The following is a 19,507-nucleotide window of genomic DNA, read 5'->3' on the forward strand; positions in this document are numbered from 1 at the left end:
ACTTCCCCCTTTGGGCGGATGCATGCCTCGGGTGCCACCGGAGGCATTTGTTCTATTGTACAGCAACTGACCAGAAAATATACACTATATCTCAACCTCAGTTTATGATGGAAGCCGCTATAAGGCAATCCTGAATCAAGGGTTCAGGGCAAGAAGAGGGGCAAGCTCCTGCTCCAGTTCGCTGATTAAGGTTGCGTAATCAAGCTCTGCCTGATCTCGAATACCAGTGTGAATAACCTGGGATTTTTGGGCCAAGTGATCAAGCCCGCATTGTAGCAGGGTTCCCTTGAGGGTGTGGGCGGCCCGGCCCAGCTCTTCCCTATTGTTTTGAGTATAGGCGGCGGTGACCTTGGTAAGACAATCCTTGATGGAGCGTAAGGCAGCCTCCAGAATCCGGTCGATCTGCTCGGGTTGCAACATGGTTGTTTTTTGCAGATGTTCGCGAATGGCCTCCTTTTGTGGCGCTCCTGCTGCCTGGGGCTGTTCCCCTGTTGCCTTCGGGACGTTATCTGTCGCCTTCTTGAGTTGGTAGCCGGTCAGCACCTCCAAAAGCACAGACTGCAGTTGTTCCGGCTGAAAGGGTTTGGTGAGATAATTGTCCATTCCCACATTCAGGCAGCGTTCCCGATCGCCGTCCATGGCATGGGCGGTCATGGCGATGACCGGCAAATGATGGCCGAACATCTTTTGCCTGAGTGTTTTCTCCAGCGTATCCGGCAAATGCACTGTCACCGGTTCGCCTGTTTCCAGGGCACGAATGGCCTGGGTTGCGGCCATGCCATCCATCAGAGGCATCTGCACATCCATAAGCACGACATCAATCTCATCTTCAGAAAGAACAACAAGGGCTTCCATACCGTTGGTTGCGGTGCTTACCCGGTGATTCTGGGCCAGGCTCATACTGGCGACATCACGGTTGACTTCGTTGTCATCGACCACCAGAATCCGCAGGCCGTTGAGCTGTTTGCTGGGAGTTCCTTTGCCCTGATCGATACAGGTCTCAGGGGACTCGCTTGAGGGCGGCAGAGCAAGCTCAATGTGAAAGGTGCTGCCCATGTTTTCCCCGCTTTCTACCCAGATGCGTCCATCCATGAGGTCCACCAGCTCGGAGCAGATGGCCAGGCCAAGCCCGGCCCCCCCGAATTGACGGGCGTACGAGGAGTCGGCCTGCTCGAAACTCTTGAAGATCTGCCCCAGTTTTTCCTGGGCAATCCCCATACCGGTATCTGTCACGGCAAAATGAAGCCCAATAAGCCCAGGCACCTTAGGCGAATGTTCCAGTTTTTCAACGCTGAGCGTAATGGTCCCACTCTGGGTAAATTTTATAGCGTTGCCGGTGAGATTCAAAAAGATCTGCCGCAAACGCATGTCATCACCGAGAAGGGTCTCGGGGAGTTGCGGATCAATCTGGACCTGGAGTTTCAATCCCTTTTCCATGGCGGGCATATTGAGGGTACTGATGACACTGCCCATGAGGCGACGTAGGGAAAAGGGCTGGGGGGCCAGTTTGAACTGTCCGGCTTCCATTTTGGAGAAATCAAGAATGTCGTTGAGCAGTCCCAGCAGCGATTGGGCCGACTGGTTGACGGTTTTGAGAAAACGCTTTTGTTTTTTCTCGTCATCAACCTGCATGGCCAGGTGGCTCATACCGATAATGGCATTCATGGGGGTTCGGATTTCGTGGCTCATGTTGGCCAGAAAGAGGCTTTTGGCCTTATCTGATTGTTCCGCGCGTTGTTTGGCCTCTTCAAGGGCAAGCATGGACTGGTTGAGCTGGTCTGCCATTTCATTGAGTGCTTCAGCCAACTCACCGAGTTCATCCCGGCTTTCCACCTGGAGACGGGTTTCAAACTCGCCAGTTTGAATGTTATGAATGCCCTTGATGATGGTGGTGATTTTTCGGGTGAGGGTGGCTGCCATCCAGATGGCGATCAGGATGACTAAGACAATCATGATACAGGTGGAGACGCTTAAATTGGAGATGGTGGCACGAAGGTGTTGTTCAATTCCCGTGAGGGTTGCCTGGCGTCTGTTTTCCAGATTGGTTACATAGGTCGCGGTAATATCTTGAATCTCGGTGGCGGTCTCATTGGCGGCGCTATGGAATTCATCCACATTGGCCCCTATGGTGATAAAACCGAATCCTCGGGGCGTATCGTAGCGTCCGGTGTGGTAGGGAATGGCTGCGGCGGTGGTCAGTTTCCACAGTTTGGACCAGAATATAAGAAAGGAGCCCGAGCCACCATGCTGGGTCAGACTATACCAGCCACTGCATTGGGGGGCAAAATTGAGGTACCGACAGTCAAGGCCCAGCATGCCGGATTGGGTCAAGGCAGTAATGGGTTTTTTGCTCAGACTCTGCTCGTGAAAGGTGGGGGCATGCTGCTCAAACCAGGGGAAAGAACCGCCACTTTGCTGCCATATCTCGTGTAGATCGTTACTGATCCAGGGCGTTGCCTCTTCGCCGGTTTTCGGGTCATAGCCAACAATGAAATAATCACGTGGATGCGAGATATTACGGCCTTTGTCGTCCCACATGAACGCGTAGTTGCCTGAACCGGCATCGGAAATATCCGAAAAACGCTGGGTGGTCGGCACCGCATGGTCGGTGAATTCCATGATGTGGGTATGATCCAGGGCCAGGGTGACATAGCCGATTTTGCGTTTCCCCTTAAAAACAGGGGTGGCCCAGCGAATAATTCCCTGAAAACGTTTACCCACAGGGTTTTCTTTTCCGGCGTATCCCGCTTTTTCCGGAGCAAAGGGGATGTTTGCCTTGGCCGCCCGTGCAGGGGTATAGGGGCCAATAAGGGGGGAGGGGAGATAGGGGCCAATCACCTGAGAGACATATATCTCTCCCGGACCGAGGGAATTGAGCTCTGCAAAGTAGGTCTCAGCCTGGCACCAGGTGTTTTTTTTCTGGGCGATATTCTGTAACCCTTTGGGCAGCAGATCAGTGGCGGAAATTTTGATTTTTTCCTGACCTGTGAGATCAACAAAGCTCATCTCGTGATAGAGCGGTCGGTTCTCGGCACGCGTTGTTGTCGGGGGCGAATAATGGAAATCTTTGCGGTTATCCGGGGCTCCGGGATCGACCTGGGATGCCGCGGGCTGGAGCGGCTGGACCGGCTCCCAGTGTGTTTTATCGGCACTGAGTCGCCAGGGAGGATGCTCGATCACGCTTTTTTGGTGGACGGCAAGAAAACGGCGGTAGACCTCCGGCTGCGGAGGGAGGTTGGCTGCAAGGAGAATATCCTTATCCCGATCTTGAAGAAAATCAGCCACCGCCTTTGCAATGTCTGTGCTCAAGCGTTCAATGCTCTCCCGGGCCTTCAGATCAAGGGCAACTATAGAACGTTCTGTGGCCAGGTTGCCGGTCTGATGGACCAGGTCTTTGGTTTCGTTGACAATGGCGTTGGAGTTTTCTTTAAAGGTGTTCCCCAGTTCTGCTATCTGGCGGGCAGCAAAAAGGGCCAGGGCAATGAGGGGGAGCACTTTGATGGCAATAAAAATACCAATGAGCTTTTCACGGATACCAATGCGTCGGCTCTTCTTGACGGTATGTGTGTGCTGGGATGGTTCCTGCTCGATGTGCTCAGTTGTGTCCGGGTTCATAAGCTCCATGGTTCTTCAGTGGAAGGGGGAGGTCAATAATAAAGGTTGTCCCCTTATGCAGTTTGCTTCTGAAAAATATTTTTCCGCCCATTTGTTGTACTGCTGTTTGCACAATATGTAACCCGAGGCCCATACCGCGGGTTGATCCTACATTTTCTCCGCGGTAAAAGGACGTAAATATCCGGGAACGATCTTGGTCGGCAATCCCCATACCCGTATCTTTCACCTGAATATGCAGGGTCTCTCCCTGTTTTGTTGCCAAGAAATGTATCTTACCCTCGGAGGGCGTGTAGAAAAAGGCATTCGTGAGCAGGTTTTCAATAATTCTGCGGAAAAGATGAGGCTCAACTTTTATGGAACTGAGTTGAGGGGAAATCTCCACCCGGAATTCATGCTCGCGGGACCAGGTAAGCTGCATCTCCTGGCAAATTGTTGTGAGAAGTTTGCTTAATTGAATCGATTCGGCTGCGGATTGCGAGGGGATACTTTCGCTCCTGTTAAAGGTAAGAGCTGTGTCGATTAAATGTTTGAGCTGATTGAGGCCGCTGCGGAGATGTTGCTTTTGCGTCGTTCGTTGTTTGGGGCTCAGCCTGAAACCATATCGGTCCAAGATATCCAGGCTGCTTGACATCAGGCTTAGTGGAGTACGAAATTCGTGCGCCACTGTTGAGAGGAGCTGAGTTTTTTCAGCATTGGCAGCCAGGGCTTGATTTTGGGAAGTTTTGAGCGCTTCCTCCATCTCCTTTCGTTCGCTGAGATCCTGGAGAATTCCGTTGGCGCGGAGGGGGCGAGGGGGGATTGCTTTGCTGAAGACGGTTCGTCCGACAAGACGCAACCAGCGGAGCGTGCCGTCTGGGCGATAGATTCGAAACTCGTGATCCAATATACCGCCACTACCTGGGGTGTTTACCGCATCAAATTTGGCAAGCAGTGTTTCGCGATCATCGGGGTGCAGCGCCTTGGGGAGGAGATCGGCGTCGCGTTCAAGCTGGCTTTCGGGCGGAAGTCCGAAAAGGACTAAAAACTGCGGGGAATGGTAGATTTCACCACTGGTGAAATCATAAGAAAAAATACCCAGTTGAGCTGCAGAAGTTGCAGTGAGTAACCTCTCCCGACTTTCTTTAAGTGCCAGTTCAGCCTGCCTTCGTTCCATTATATCACGGGCATAGCCGACTGTGCCGATGATTTTTCCGCGTTTATCCCATACGGGTGCTTTAAAGGTCTCAAACCATTTGTTTATCCCATGATCAAAAATTTCCTCCTCGAGCATGAGAGGCTTTCCTGTTGTAAGGACCTTTTGATCATCTTTGCGATAGGCAGTGGCAAGCTTTTCGGGCCAGACATCCTCGTCAAATTTTCCTTCAACCTTTTCTGGAAGTTTTTTGCCGCAGGACTGGGCAAAGGTTGCGTTGACAGTTAAAAAACGTGAGTTTTCATCTTTTAACCAGACAAGTCCGGGCAGTGATTCGATAATAGCGCTGAGGTAAGATTCTCGGCGATGCAGAGCCTGTTGGGCAAGTCTCCAGGGGGTGACATCAACCATGACACTAAGCCAATACTCTTTGCCTTGGCTGATAATGTTTTCTCCGGAAAATAATCCCTCGACAACGATGCCGTCTTTACTCCGGACCTGCAGCATCATTCCATGAATATTTTTTTGCCCATACACTTGTTTCAGGATCGCCTGTTGTTGGTGAGGGTGAACGAAAAGACCCAACTCGACGGTGGTCTTACCTATAACCTCGTCCCGCGAATATCCAAGTGTACGTTCAAAGGCACTGTTCACATCCACAAGTAGACGATCCGGAAGGGAGGTGAGGACCATGAGTGCCGGGTTGTTGCGGAACAGTCTTTGGAAGAGGCGGCGCGCCTCGTCTTCAAGACGTAGGTCCTTATAAAAAAGAAAAAGGCAGTCGGCACCATTCCATCTCCCCAGAGAGAGCCGGGCGGAAACCGGAAAGGTGTCCCCAGCGGCGGTCTTGAGAGGAAGGCGGTTTTCGAATTGTTGACCCTGGCGTAAGTCGGCAAGCTCTTTGCTCAGTATCTTTGCGTCCTTTTCCCGGTAGAGATTACAGAGCTGTAACCCGAAGAACTCTTCTTTGCTATACCCCAGAGCATTGAGTACCGTTTGATTCCAGAATAAAACAGAGCCTGAAAGGTTCGTGACCACCACGAGATCATTTGTCGTTTCAACCAGATTGCTCAAATTGGTCGAGTGTTCCCGAAGCGCTATCTCGCTTTCCTTTTGCTCGGTGAGATCGAGCAGGCAACCAATATAACAGGGGCCTTCCTGGGTTTTTATGTCGATCCGTTTGGTGATGCTTTGTGCCCAGCGAATTTGCCCTTTTGGGGTGAGTAAGCGAAATTCGGAAGAAAAAAAAGCGCGGTGGGCGGCAATATTCTTTTTCCAGTCTTGGACAACGCGTTCTCTGTCTTCTGGATGCAGGGCTGTAAACCAGCCTTTCCCCAGATGAGCCTTATGTGTAAGGCCCGTGATTTGGGCAAACCGGTCGTTGATAAAGATACACCGTCCCTGGCTATCGGCCTGAAAGATGCCCACCGGTACAGCATCGGTGAGATGCAGCAATAGGTCGTGACTCGCCTGGAGAGACTGGGTCCTTTCGACCACCTTTTGTTCCAGAGATAGGTTCATCTGCTGGATCTTGATAAATTGCAGCCGAAGCTCTGCTGCCATGTTGGCAAAGTGATCTATAAGCGTGCTGACCTCGAGCCAGCGGCTATTTGGAGCGGTAGTCTGAGGCGTCGTCTTGGGGATTTGGTTGGCCATCTCCCCTGTCCAATTCTCGAGTTGTGTTATGGCGGCGGTAACCCGACGGTTGAAATAGGCGGAAGCGATCAGGCAGACGAGAACGGTGATAAAAAGCAGGGTAAACTTGGCCGTATATTGAAAATAGAGACGATTCTGAAGACTATTCATGGGCTTTTCAACAAGGAGGCTCCACCCCTCAACCGTGCTGATTGGCACCTGCCGGAAAAAAAGTGCATGAGGCCAGCGCTCTGAATAGGGGCTGTTCGCCGGTGCATCGGGAATCCAGAGTAAAAAGCCGTCAGGTGATTTTTCCGTATGACCGGGGCCTCGATTAAAAATTTCCTGGGGGTAGAGCTGCGGCCAGTTACTGGCGATAACCCTATTATGCTGATCAAGCAGGGTGAAATATAGCTCCTTTGAACAGATGTTTGTAAAGATCGGGGGGATGCCCTCAAGGTTCAGTTGTGCAGTCAGATAGCCTTGTTGTCGCTCATTTTTGGACAGAGGAGCAATGCAGAAAACTTTGGGGGGAGAGGGCTTTTCCAGAGCATCCCTTTCCTTTGCTTGAGGATGGAAGCAATAAGCGGTGGTCAGTGGAGCATGTCCGGGAGAAAAGGTGAAATTGTTTCCCTGCTGCAGGTCTCGTTCTCCTGTTGGTTCGGAGAGCAGAAGATGCTTATTTTCATCGAACAGAGCAATACGTGAAAAATGCTGATTTATGCTCAGCATGTGTTGCATTGCCAGCTGCTGGTCCAGGTGGGGGAGTTCCCCTTCAAGGGCTGCCAGTCTATCCAAAGAGGTCATCTGGTCGTGCAGCCACCGATCAAAGGCCCTTTCCAGTTGCAGGCTATGGTTCATAACCTCTAAATGACTGGCCTGTTCCGCTTCTGCATAATCCTGGCGGGCGGTGAATATGAAAAAAATAAGCGCTGGGAGCAGGGCGAGAGCAGCTAACAAATTTGCTGATATTTGTTGGAAAACGAGTTTTTCTCTGCTCCTAAAGCTCAACCAGCAATAAAAGAGAAAATCGGCAATAAGGGCATTGCCGATGCCGTTGATGGTCAGCTTGATCATGATGATGGTGGATGAATTTGTCATGACCATTACATAATTGAGGGCTCCGTAGGCCAGGCCCATACCGCAGACAAGCCAATACAGGGTGTTAGCAAAAAGGAGGCTGAGTCGGTAGCGGTTGCAGAGCCAGCCGGTAACCCAGACTTCAATCGTCATGATGAGAATAGCAAAGGGGTGGTGCCAGAGAACGGAGGTGGGGAGGGATATGCAAGATGCAGCGATAGCACCCCATACCGTCCCGTAGAGACGCAGAATGAGTAAAGCGAAAATACTCCCAAAAAGGATATCGATATTAAAAAAGAGAGGGAAGGGAAGCAGGTTGACAAACACTCCTGACAAAAGAAGCACGCCGTAAACAATGGGGGAAGGCGGAGCTGGGAGTTTTGTTTCCTGTAACCGGGTTGTGGAGATGATCAAGGATGCCCTTTACGTTGCCTGTTATCGGGAGAGGGAAACGAAAAACAGCATAAGCAGTCACGTTGCCTAACCTGCTGTTTTATCAGCAGGTTCACGTACAGGTGCAGGCAGTCAGGCAGTGGCGTTCACCTTCGGCCTTCAAGGGCGTTGGGAGAAGCTGGACAAGAGGTATGATTGTGAATAACTCGCCGTTTATTCTTGATAATATGCTCTTCAGCGATTACCTGCCGTCACGGATTCAGGAACCTGGTCAGCTTCCTTTCGGCCATGGTTCCAAAAAAGCTGCCCAGCGCGCAAGTGCCGCTGCATTCGTTGCCCCCAGTTTCTTCATCAGTTGAGATCGATGGGCCTCCACCGTTTTGGGGCTGATATAGAGTTGTTTGCCTATCTCTTTAGTGGTAGCACCTTGGGCTACTAATAGCAGAACTTCTCTTTCCCTGCGAGAAATTCGTTGAAGAAGATGCCCTTCTTTTTCTGACATATTGGGGGAAGGGGATGTGAGGGGAGTCTGAGGAAGGCTCGAGATGAGAACGTGACGTCTTTGTAGGCGTATTTTAACGGCGTTTAACAGTTCTTCGGCGGTAAAGGGTTTGGGAAGGTAATCATCGGCACCGGCCAACATGCCCTGGCGAACATTGGGTTGGTCGGTAAGGGCGGAAACAAAGATAAAGAGAATTGTTGTCCAATCGGGATTTTTTTTAATAGTGGAGTGGAAGGTATGTCCATCCATTCCAGGCATAAGAATATCACACAGTATCAAATCCGGCTGTTGCTCTTGGACCAAGAGCAGCCCGGCGTGACCATTATCGGCCACCCGAACCGAATAATTCTCAAGGCTGAGAATCAGCGCCATATTGTTGCACAACTGTGGGTCGTCTTCAACAATCAGGATAGAGCCATTCGTTGGGCAATCATTCATCCGCATTCACACTGGTTGGGCAGAGTAACCAAGGGGGGGCTGCATACTTCCTGAATCCGGGACAGATGGGAGTCACTGAACAATGTATTTTCCAGAATTGATAAATATTTTTAAGAAAATCACATTGTGTTCAGTTTCACCCGTGGTTTCGGATGCAGGTATTTGATCTTTCAATCAAGGGTACGACATGTGTAACATTTTACCACAGGCATATGTTTGATATCGGAGTCTTCGCTTACCTCCGAGGATAAAATCTGAGCATAGCGTCGAGGTTAAGAGAAAAGGAACAAATCAAAACTCCCATGTTTCAGAATTCCTCCGTGCATATCACCTGATTTAAAAGATCTGCCATGGCTTTTTTAGCGACCGGTTTGTAGAGGATGTGATCAATGCCACTTTCTTGGAGGGCTGCATTATCTAGGCTGCCATAGCCACCGGTGCAGAGGATTATCGGGACGTCCGGGCGAATCAATTTTATGGTGCGCGCCAGATTGGCTCCATCCATTTCCGGCATCATAAAATCTGTAATTATAGCATGGTATTTATGTGAGTTTTGGCGGAAATCAGTGAGCGCCTGCAGGGCACTGGTATAGGCGCTTACCTGATACCCCATTTTTGTCAGACGACGACAGAAGATTTCTACTATGCCTTCCTCATCATCAACGATTAGGACACAGGTTGTCTTGTTTTTCATACTTTGATGTTGCATTAATCTTTTTCAGTAAGCGATTACGGGGCGCCGAATCTGCGGTGTTATGAGCTTATTTGCGTACAGAGAGTCGCCGTACAGGCCGGGGCCTTCTTCTGGGGGCGATTCTTATAATGGCTTTCAGCCTCTGATATAACCGGTTCTTTTAGAGTATCCCCCTTTGGTTGCCAGTGGCCGTGAATCAGGGCGTAGGGAACTATATGCCCAAATGCTGGGCCATATCTCCGAATGAGGCCGAAGTATGCCGTCACAAAGGCTGGGGAGCGGGGGCCGCTCAACTCGGGGGCGGTGCCGCCGCGCGTAGCCGGGAGTCTACAACGGGGATATTGGATATCTTTTCTTGAAAACCAGGTATGAAGCAGCGCCACCCATTGTACAATTCACCTGAATCCATGAGCATTTATCGGTGTGTCAGCTTCGTTGTTTGTGACATGCCGATTAAAGTAGACTTTATCGGTATGTTGCAGGCAATGAAGGTGGCGTGCTGATGGATGCCCCAAGGGGCGGCGGGTGAAACTGAACAACAAATGAATTAGTTCGAAAATTTCCGTATCATTAATAGGATACCTTGTTCTGTGCCCACCCGCCGTCACGGATTCAGGATTCAGATAAAGACCCAATTTTTTGAGGGGAGTGTAAATAGGCAGTTACTTAACCCTATTTATAGAAAATTCAGCTTACTTGTCTACTAGGAGAAACCCTTATTTTAGTCGCGAAAACGAGCTGAAAAGAAGGTGAAAAAGGAAGCAGGCCCGACAAGAGTGCCGCAGGGGAGGGCAGGGAAAGGCCCTTGGGGCAAGTGCAGTCTATGGTTGGCAGGGGGCATCCATCAGCACGCCACCTTCACTGTTTGTAGAGAGCGCTCAAGGTTTCAGGATTCAGGCTGTGCTTGGTGGTTTTTTTGCGCATGTATCAATGGGGTCAGCCCCTGTTGCAATACATTTAAAAGTTGGTCATAGGGCAGGTCGCGGTTTTCGCGGGCACCGTTATAGATGGCCTGGGCCTTATCGGCCCAGTTGGTCAGCCCGCATTGGAGAAGTGTGCCTTTCAAGGTATGACAGGCACGGGCCAGGGTGGCAAGATCTTTTTGCCGTTGAGCCTGGGTGGCACTTGCTAGTTGCTGCTCCAGGCTTTTGCAGGCAGAGAACAAAATTTTATTGAGTTGGTCCGGCTGAAGCCGTGTGGCCTCCTGCAGGTAGGTATAAACAGCCTCAGTCGTTGGAGAGGGATCGATGATTTGCTGGTTTTCAGCTGTGGCGGCAGGGGGACTTTGGCCCGAACGCGCGAACAGTTCGTTAAGGACCTCCTGCAGGTGGCCGGGAAGCACCGGTTTGGTCACATAGGCATCCATGCCGGCCTGAATACACATCTCGCGGTCACTGCCCATGGCATGGGCGGTCATGGCAATAATGGGTAAGTGGCGCCCGAAGAGTTTCCGGGTAAGCCTCTGGTCGATTTCCTGGGTAAGGGGCTTTGTCGGTGTTTTGCCTTTTTCCAGGGTCCGTATATAGGAGGTCGCTGCCAGGCCATCCAGGACCGGCATCTGGACATCCATGAGGACCGCATCAAAATCCTGAGAGGCGATATGTTTTAACGCTTCAAGGCCGTTATTGGCTGTGGTCACCGTATGTTGCTGTTCCAGGGAGAGTCCAGCCACCTCTCGGTTGACCTCATTGTCATCCACAATCAAAAGCCTGAGTCCCAGGGCGTCCTCAGCCGCTTGTGTCTGTGATTCGTTGTTCAATTCGGCCTGTTGCTGGCTTATGATGAGTGGAACCGTGAAATGAAAGGTGGAGCCTTCTCCCTCGACACTTTCTGCCCAGATATCTCCGCCCATGAGAGAAACCAGCTGTTTGCAAATGGACAGTCCCAGGCCTGAGCCTCCGAATTTACGGGCATAGGAGGTGTCCACCTGCTCAAAACTTTCAAAAATGAGGCCGAGTTTTTCCTGGGCAATTCCGATGCCTGTGTCTTGCACGGCAAAGTGGAGGGGGCACTGGTTTTTGGGAGATGGGGTGTCTTCCCGATCAATATGCAACGTGATGCTCCCCGTGGTGGTGAACTTTATCGCATTGCCAATGAGGTTGATCAGGATCTGGCGCAGACGCATGTCATCACCAATCAGGTGCTCGGGAATCTCTCCCTGCTGTTCCACACGAAGCTTCAGGCCTTTTTCCTCCGCAGAAACCTCCATGGTGGAGAGAAGTGCTTTTAAAAGACGATCCATGGAAAAGGGAGCGGTGTTTAGCTGCAGTTGTCCTGCCTCCATCTTCGAGAAATCAAGGATATCGTTCAGCAGGCCCAGCAGGCTTTCCGCCGATTGGCGAACCGTTTCCAGAAAACGCTGGCGTTTGTCTTCTTCGCGTACCTGAGCGGCCATGTGGGTCATGCCCAGGATGGCGTTCATGGGCGTACGAATCTCATGGCTCATGTTGGCCAGGAATTGAGACTTGGCCTTGTTGGCAGCCTCGGCGTTTTCCTTTGCTTGTCGCAGCGCTTTCTCAGCTGTTTTTAATTCGGTGATGATGCGTCCCTCAGGCACCATAAGGATAACCTTGCCCTGCTCATCGATAACCGGGGTAATGGTAAAGTCGATGATCTCCTTGGTGCCGCCTGCGGCAATATGCGTCGTTTCAAAGCGGACAAGATTCCCCTGAGAGGCGTATTCCAGTTGTTCGCGTAGCTGTTGCTGCCGCTTGGGCTCATGGTTCCACCATGGGGTCAGCCAAAAGGGACGGCCAAGGACATCGGCGGCCGTGCAGTCAATGAAGTCCAGCCCGGTCCGGTTGGCTGCGATCAGGGTGCCATCTGGTTCCAGCAGTCCGATAAAATTAAAACTGTGATTGAAGATAGCCTGCAGTTTTTGCTCGCTTTTCTGCAAGGCATCCTGGGCCTGACGCCGCTCGCTAATCTCACTGTTTGCCAGTTCAATCTGGTGGTTTAAACGTATATGCAGAGCCTGGATTTCTTTGACCATGGATGCATAACTTGCGCTTAACTCATCCAGTTCCTGGATAGTACTGAGCGGAAAGTCTGTTTCATAACGTCCCTTGGCAATCTCCCCTGAGCGTTGAGCAATTTCAGCAACCGGCTCACTGATGGTCCGGGAAATGCGTCGGGCATTGATGAGCAGGTAGAAGAAAAAGAGAATGTAGAAAAAAAGCATTGCGCCAATAACGGAGTAACCGATGCTCCGGGCCTGGTGCTTGAGTTCTGTTATGGGCTGGAGAATGCGTTTCTTATCGGCAAGCACCATGAGTTTCCAGCCCGTCAGGGGCTCGGTGGCCTGGGCAAGCAGCATGGTTGCATCCCCTACCTGAAGATCGGCTACTGCCTTCTGCTTTGGCAAAAATCTGGTGATGGTCGCGGCAACCCCGGGAATGTCAGTTTTGAGAAGATTAAACTCCTCTGGTTTGTACGTATCTTGGGCCACCTGGGATTGGTAGACAAATTCTCGCAGTTCACTCAAGCCCAGCAACTGTTCGATGGCCTGGGGCATAGCCATGATGGTGCCTTTACCATCAACCAGAAAGGCCTCAGCTCCCCAGGGAAGCTGGAGTTTGAGAATGTTATCAAGAAAATTCTTAATGGTGATGTCTATCCCGGCCACTCCCTCTAGAAAATCATGATGGTAAATCGGCACAATGCAGGACATCATCCAGCCCTGTCCTGCGGGGTCGAGGTACGTTTCGGTCCAGATTGGTCCTCTTCCGGGATTATGTGCCTGATCGGCCAGGTAATAAAAGTTGAAGGAGGGGATATCCATATCCGGCAGATACTGGGTATACACCTCATTGATAAAGGGATAGTACCGGTTCATCGAATCGTGGGTGTTGAGATAGACGGCCACGATATTTTTGTTTGCCTGGTAGAGCTGGCGGTACAGCGGGTCAAGCACGGCACTGCGTGCGGCTTTTTCCTCCTCCTTCTTTCCTATCTGCGTTCGCGAGGAATAATAGAGAGACCCCCCTTCGGTGTTGTTGGTCTGATAATAGATACCGTTGTCGGCAAAGGCAAAATGAGGCTGTGTGGCAGAGGGCGGCAGGGAGAGATCGGGAGTTGCGAAAAAACGGCTGGTTTCGTTTTGAAGGATAAGCGCCAGGGATTGCACCCCTGCAAGCTGCTGGCCCAGCAGGCGTGATTGATCAGAGACGATCTCCTGGAGATGGGAAACGCTTTCCGCCTCAAGGGTGGCAAGAGACTTTGTCTGGTTATGCTCATTAATCCAGAAGTACAACAGAACCAGAGCCAGTTCAATCACCAGAAGAGGGAGAAGTGCTGCCTTGCAGAATTCTCGAAAAACAAAACTGTCGAGTTTCGTGGGTACGTGTGGGGCCATTCTTCTCATTGGGAGCTAGGCGGAAACGGGATCAACGCAATGCGATGCTTACCTTTTTTGCATTGTTGCATAAAGTGGGGGCAATAACCAGGCAAAGTTCTCGTTAAAGTGCCATAGGGGCAAAGAGAGTAAACGAGGTGCCAAGAGCTGGGCGTATTGTTGTGCGGGAAAATTAAGCCCTCCCCATCCCGGGTGCAAGGTGTGGGGAAAAGATGCGAATCAGGAAGGGACAGGGGAGAGCACTTGACGAATGAGCAGGGCCAGGTCCTTTTTGGTTAAAGGTTTCAGGGCAAATTCACGAATGCCATGGGCCTTGGCTTCTTCTTCGGATATCAATGTGCTGTACCCGGTGCAGAGGATAATGGGCATTTCCGGCTTCAGCGAGAGAATGCGCTGGGCGAGCTCGATGCCGGTCATGCCGGGCATGGTCTGATCGGTGATGATGAGGTCAAACCGGTCGGGATCCTCACGAAAGGCGGCAAGCGCTTCGCTCCCATTGGTCCGCACGGAGACCTTATAGCCCAACCGTTCGAGCATGTTCTGCACCATGTCCACCAGCACCTCTTCATCGTCAACAAAAAGGATATGTTCCGTCCCACCGGGGATGGGAGCGTCGGCTTCACCGTTTTCATTTTCCGATGCCGAGGCCAGGGGCAGATACACCTGAAAGGTCGTGCCCTCACCTGGCGTTGAATTGAGGTGAATAAAACCGTTGTATCCCGTGACGATGCCATGGACGATGGAAAGTCCCATGCCCGTCCCTTTGCCCAGGTCCTTGGTGGTGAAAAAGGGGTCAAAGATACGATCTCTGATGGAGGCGGGAATGCCGCTGCCGGTATCTCCAACCAGCAGTTCCACATAGGAGCCCGGCTTGGCTTGCAGTGAATTGGGCAGGTCCTTTTGGGTAAAAGTGACATTGCGCAGGCTGATGGCCAGGGTGCCGCCGAGTTCTTCCATGGCGTGAAAGGCGTTGGTGCAGATATTCATCAGGATCTGGTGCAGCTGGGTCGGGTCCATGTGGATAGGGCCCGCCTTGGGGGAAATTTTCTGTTTGATTTCAATGGTACTGGGTAAGGTGGGACGCAGAAGTTTGATCACCTCTTTGATGATATTGGCAGGCATCAGATTAATTGGCTCAGTTTCATTTTGGCGACTGAAGACCAGGATCTGCCGCACCAGATCTTTGGCCCGGTGGCCTGCCTTAAGGACCTGATCCAGATCCCGGGCCAGGGGTGTGCCCGGTTCGGTCATCTCCTTGGCCATGTCCGTGTAGCCGATAACCGCAGCAAGAATGTTGTTGAAATCGTGAGCAATGCCGCCCGCCAGGGTGCCTATGGCTTCAAGTTTCTGTGATTGCAGTAATTGGGTGCGCAGAGTTTTTGTTTTTTCTTCGGTGTGTTTGCGTGTGGTGATATCTTGAAACATGGCCACGTAGTGGTCAACATGACCTTTGTCTGTGCAGACTCCACGGGCAATCACCTCGGTGTGGACGATTTTTCCCTCTTTGGAGAGAAACCGTTTTTCCATATGAAAAATATCGGTTTCCTGGCGTTCAATGCGGGCAAAGCGACTCTGATCCTTGGCAAGATCATCGGGGTGGGTGAGTTCATCCCAACTTTGCTGGGCCAGTTCTTCCTGGTTATATCCAAGGATCTCGCAGAGTCGGTTGTTGAAATGGAGAAAGTGTCGGTCTGTGGAGAGCTTGGCCATGCCGATAAGTCCAAGCTCGAAATAATTACGCAGCCGCTGTTCGCTCTCCCGCAGTGCTTTTTCCGCCCGCCGCTGGTTGGTAATATCGTCATAGAGCCAGAGGCGACCAAACTGTCGGCCATCGATAATGATGGGAACAAAGTCACGCTGATAGGTGCGATCGCCTGTTATGGGGATGGCTTCATCGCGTATCGGCTTTCGGGAGGCGAGGATGGTCTTGATGCGTTCCAGGAATTGAGGTTTATCCTCTGCGACCTTGACCATTTTTTCCAGTATCTCTTCCGGCAGGCAACCGATAGGATGGTCCTCTGCTTCATTGAGATCAAAAAGTTGACAAAAGGCTGGATTGACAAACTCCACTCTTCCTACATCGCTGACCACTAAGATGCCGGGGTAGAGGCTGGCCAGCATGATCTGAAAACGTTTCAACGTGGTCTGCAGCTTTTTTTCTGCCATCTGCCGTTCAAGTTCTCCGGAAGCGCGAGTAGCCACCATGCGTAAAATATTGCGGACCAGGGGTAGATTGTCTAAAGCCTTTTTGCCCACGGCGCTGATCAATCCAATGGGGTGGCCGTTGTGATCAAAAAGGCTGATGCCAAGATAACTTTCCGCTGCGCATTCCTTGAGCAACGTCGCATTAGGATACTGCTTGGCTACAGCCTCTGCATGGCAGCAGATGTCGTTTTTCACAGCATTCATGCAGGGGGTGTCTTCCAGGCTGTAGGTGAAATTGTCGATCAGTTCTCCTTCTCTCCAGGCAGCAACGGTTTGAGCCAGGGACAGCTTGCCTTTGAGTTGACTGACACAGACAAAATGCATTTCCAGATGCTTGGCCAAATAGCCAACCAGGCCCTGGAAAAAAGAGGACTGGTCGTAGCCGGTTTGTGCCTGCGCGAGAAAATTTTGCAGGTTTGCAATTTGCTTTATTTCTGTAATATCGGTGGCAAAACCATCGATGACCGGAGTGGATGCTGCCTGGGGATGTTCCTGTGCCTGGGAGAGTGTGGCGCTGAGAGCCAGCCAGCCTTCTTTGCCGTTTTGTTTCTCTATCCGCAGTTCGTAGTTCTGTACCGTTTTTTGCTGTTGCAGGGTCTGGATGAAGTTTTGATAGCGCTCTTGGTCGTGTCGTAGATGGCTGCCCAGGTTAAAGGGCACGGGGGGGAGGTGTCAGGATCTTGAAAACCGAGAAACTGCAGCAGGGCTGGGTTGGCCTCAGTGATCGTTCCTTGGAGAGTGCAGCGAAAAATACCCAGAGGTGAGTTGGTAAAGAGGTGGCGGTATCGGGCCACGCTTTCTGCCAGGGCCTCACGACTGGTGCTGAGTTCACGATTGAGGGCATGACGCTGCAGGGCCATGGTGATGGATGCGGACAGTTCACGCTCGGCAACCGGTTTGATCAGGTAGCCGTATGGGGCGGCATGTTTTGCCTGTTCCAGCAGGGATTCCTGGGAAAAACCTGTAAGAAAAAGCACAGGAACATCGCTTCTGCTGTTGATCTCTTTGGCTGCATCAATGCCGTTTTGTTCGCCCGCAAGCTCTATGTCCATCAAAATCAGATCAAGACTGTGCTTGCTGGCCAGCAGGACAGCTTCCTCTCCTGTGGCAACCGGGCCAATGGGGGTGTACCCCAGTCGATCCAAAGTGGTTTTTAAATGGGCGGCAAGGATGCCGTCATCTTCAACGATGAGCAGAGAGGCTTTGTTCATGGGCGTGCCGTTTTCCGGGAGCAAAGGTGAGGGTCATGGTTGTGCCCTGTGAGGTATCTATTGCAAGGCGTCCACCAAGTTGGTGTTCGCCAAGCATGCGCACTAGCATCATCCCCAGGCTTTGGTTTTTTTTCTGGTCAAGGTCGTCGGGGAGTCCTATGCCGTTATCACTCACTTGCAGGGTATAGATTCCTTCATGCTGGTGCATGTTGATTGTTACCCGGCATTCTTTCTGACCGCTTTGTGGTGAAGTTGATTCGGGAAAGGCGTATTTGATAGCATTGGTGAGCAGCTCATTGACGATCAGACCGCAGGGAATGGCAATATCCAGAGAGCTTTCAACCTCCGGGGCGGTCACCTGAAAGTTGATATGGGGAGCAGGCAGGGCACTGTGAAGGTGGTAGAGTAATGCTTCCAGGTACTGCTGCATGCTGATGTTGGCCAGGGACTCCGCCTGATAGAGGTGTTCGTGTGCCAGGGCCATGGAACGGATGCGGGCAACCAGCTCGATCAGGATCTGCCGGGTGGCTGCATCAAGAGGGAGGTGTGCCTGCATCTCCAAAAGACCGACCACTGCAGCCAGGTTGTTTTTCACCCGGTGGTGTACCTCTTTAATGAGCACCTCTTTTTCCTGGAGTGCGGCTGCAAGGTTTTCCTCGATTTTTTTCCGTTCTCCCAGATCCACATCCACGCAAAAAAGCTCAGGCTCTCCGTGGGTGGGGTAAATCAGAGCGTGGCTGGAAAAGACATCTACTTTTGAGCCGTCTTTATGTTGTAGGGTGAGTTCGGCAGGGGGAATGGTCTCTCCGGTTTTTGCCATGCGCGAAACCGCTTCCCTTACCTCCTCTTGCATCTCTGGAGGGATGATCAATTCAAGCAGGCTTTTTCCCATGGCCTCTTCTTCTGAGTACCCATAGAGGCTTTCCGAAGCAGGGTTCCAGAAACGGACCCTGCCATCCGACCCATAGCCCTGAATGGAGACCAGAGGGATGTCGTTGATGAGCTTTCGAAAGCGAGATTCACTCTCCTGCAGTCGCTGTTCCTCTCGCTTTCGTAAAAATATATCCCAGGCGAGATCTCCGAGTATGGAGAGGTGGTCGATGTCCTCAACGGTATAGGGCGCGGCTTTGTTGCCCACCCCGATGATGGCCACAATCTTCTGATGGTGAAAGATGGGGATGACCAGATCGCGTACGAGGTTGACATGCCCTGGTGGCAACCCTTTTTTGTGAGGAACACTTTTGTAGTCGTTATGGATAACGGGTTTGCGCGTCTGGACACAGTCCACCCAGATGCCTGCTACGTCTATGTTGTAATGGTATTGGTCGGCCAGGGCAGTACAGGGGCCGTGAAGGGTGCGGTCGGACCAGGTTTGGAGACTGATGGTCTGAAGATCTTCGCTAAAGAGGTGGAAGAAACCAACGCAGCTCCCGGTCAGATCTTCAGCTTCATTGAGCAGCTGGCGCAAAAGGGTATCCAGAGAGAGTCCCGGATCCGCTTCGCTTAATCGAAGTCTCGCCTGGAGCAGCAACTCGATCTTTTGGTGCCGGAGGCGAGTTATGCTCGAAAGTGGTGTTTGAGGGGACTCTAAAAGAAAAATGACGTATCCTGTTGGAAACAGTTCGCCAAAACTCACTTCCAACAAAAAAGGATACGTCATGAGTGAAGGTAAAATCATTTCCCTGAAAAAGCGAGAAGAGATTTCTGAGGATCCGTTAACCGAATTGCTTCGCACCGGTGCCCGGCAATTGATTGCTCAAGCCGTTGAAGCAGAGCTACATGGTTTTCTTCAGGAATTTGCAACGTGCACAGATACAAGTGGCCGTCGCCAGGTAGTTCGCAATGGCTACTTACCAGAACGGAAAATTCAGACCGGTGTCGGCCCCGTGAGTGTTAGGGTGCCGAAAGTTCGGGATAAACGGGGGAAAGGCGTCAAATTTAACTCAGGACTCTTGCCTCCCTATCTTCGAAAAACAAAGAGCATTGAGGAAATGCTGCCTTGGCTTTACCTCAAAGGGATATCTACCGGTGATTTTCAGGAAGCTCTTCAGGCTCTTCTTGGCAAGGATGCCACTGGGCTTTCGTCCACTACGATCAGCCGTTGCAAGCGTCTTTGGGAAACAGAGCATGAGCAGTGGAGTCAACGCAGATTTGAGAACAAGCGCTATGTGTATATCTGGGCCGATGGCGTGTATTTTAATATCCGCAGCGATGATGCCAGGCAATGTATTCTTGTAATTATTGGCGT

Annotated in this window: 9 protein-coding genes; 1 reads left to right on the top strand and 8 read right to left on the bottom strand. The window is 51.4% G+C overall.

What is annotated here, in order from left to right:
- Positions 1 to 135 precede the first annotated feature (135 nt).
- The 8 genes from JWJ90_RS16820 to JWJ90_RS16855 all read right to left on the bottom strand — a co-directional run bounded on the left by JWJ90_RS16820 (position 136) and on the right by JWJ90_RS16855 (position 18,919).
- A complete protein-coding gene (locus JWJ90_RS16820; protein ID WP_205228377.1) occupies positions 136 to 3,615 on the bottom strand; it encodes an ATP-binding protein in 3,480 nt (1,159 codons plus the stop codon).
- Positions 3,596 to 7,876 (bottom strand): PAS domain S-box protein, encoded by a 4,281-nt coding sequence (locus JWJ90_RS16825; RefSeq protein WP_205228378.1) that lies wholly within the window; start codon positions 7,874 to 7,876, stop codon positions 3,596 to 3,598. Before JWJ90_RS16825 ends, JWJ90_RS16820 begins: the two co-directional genes overlap by 20 nt.
- 250 nt (positions 7,877 to 8,126) lie before the next feature.
- Positions 8,127 to 8,801: a response regulator transcription factor gene (locus tag JWJ90_RS16830; protein WP_205228379.1), complete on the bottom strand. Its 675-nt coding sequence runs from the start codon at positions 8,799 to 8,801 to the stop codon at positions 8,127 to 8,129.
- Between the two features lie 301 nt (positions 8,802 to 9,102).
- Entirely contained in the window at positions 9,103 to 9,489 is a 387-nt protein-coding gene (locus JWJ90_RS16835) for a response regulator (protein ID WP_205228380.1), read from the bottom strand.
- Positions 9,490 to 10,375: 886 nt separating this feature from the next.
- Positions 10,376 to 13,843, bottom strand: coding sequence for an ATP-binding protein (locus tag JWJ90_RS16840; RefSeq protein ID WP_205228381.1), 3,468 nt, complete (start codon positions 13,841 to 13,843; stop codon positions 10,376 to 10,378).
- 219 nt (positions 13,844 to 14,062) lie between these two features.
- Positions 14,063 to 16,708 (bottom strand): PAS domain S-box protein, encoded by a 2,646-nt coding sequence (locus JWJ90_RS16845; protein WP_205228382.1) that lies wholly within the window; start codon positions 16,706 to 16,708, stop codon positions 14,063 to 14,065.
- On the bottom strand, positions 16,600 to 17,259 hold the full coding sequence (locus tag JWJ90_RS16850) for a response regulator (RefSeq protein WP_205228383.1): 660 nt from the start codon (positions 17,257 to 17,259) through the stop codon (positions 16,600 to 16,602). Before JWJ90_RS16850 ends, JWJ90_RS16845 begins: the two co-directional genes overlap by 109 nt.
- Complete coding sequence (locus JWJ90_RS16855; RefSeq protein ID WP_205228384.1) at positions 17,231 to 18,919, bottom strand: sensor histidine kinase; 1,689 nt, start codon at positions 18,917 to 18,919, stop codon at positions 17,231 to 17,233. The genes JWJ90_RS16850 and JWJ90_RS16855 overlap by 29 nt, the downstream gene beginning before the upstream one ends.
- Here JWJ90_RS16855 and JWJ90_RS16860 point away from each other — a divergent pair.
- A partial coding sequence (locus JWJ90_RS16860) for a transposase (protein ID WP_205228385.1) occupies positions 18,918 to 19,507 on the top strand: 590 nt, incomplete at its 3' end. The genes JWJ90_RS16855 and JWJ90_RS16860 overlap by 2 nt on opposite strands.

Origin of the sequence: Desulfobulbus rhabdoformis, assembly GCF_016919065.1 — a bacterium.
GTDB classification, from domain to species: Bacteria; Desulfobacterota; Desulfobulbia; order Desulfobulbales; family Desulfobulbaceae; genus Desulfobulbus; species Desulfobulbus rhabdoformis.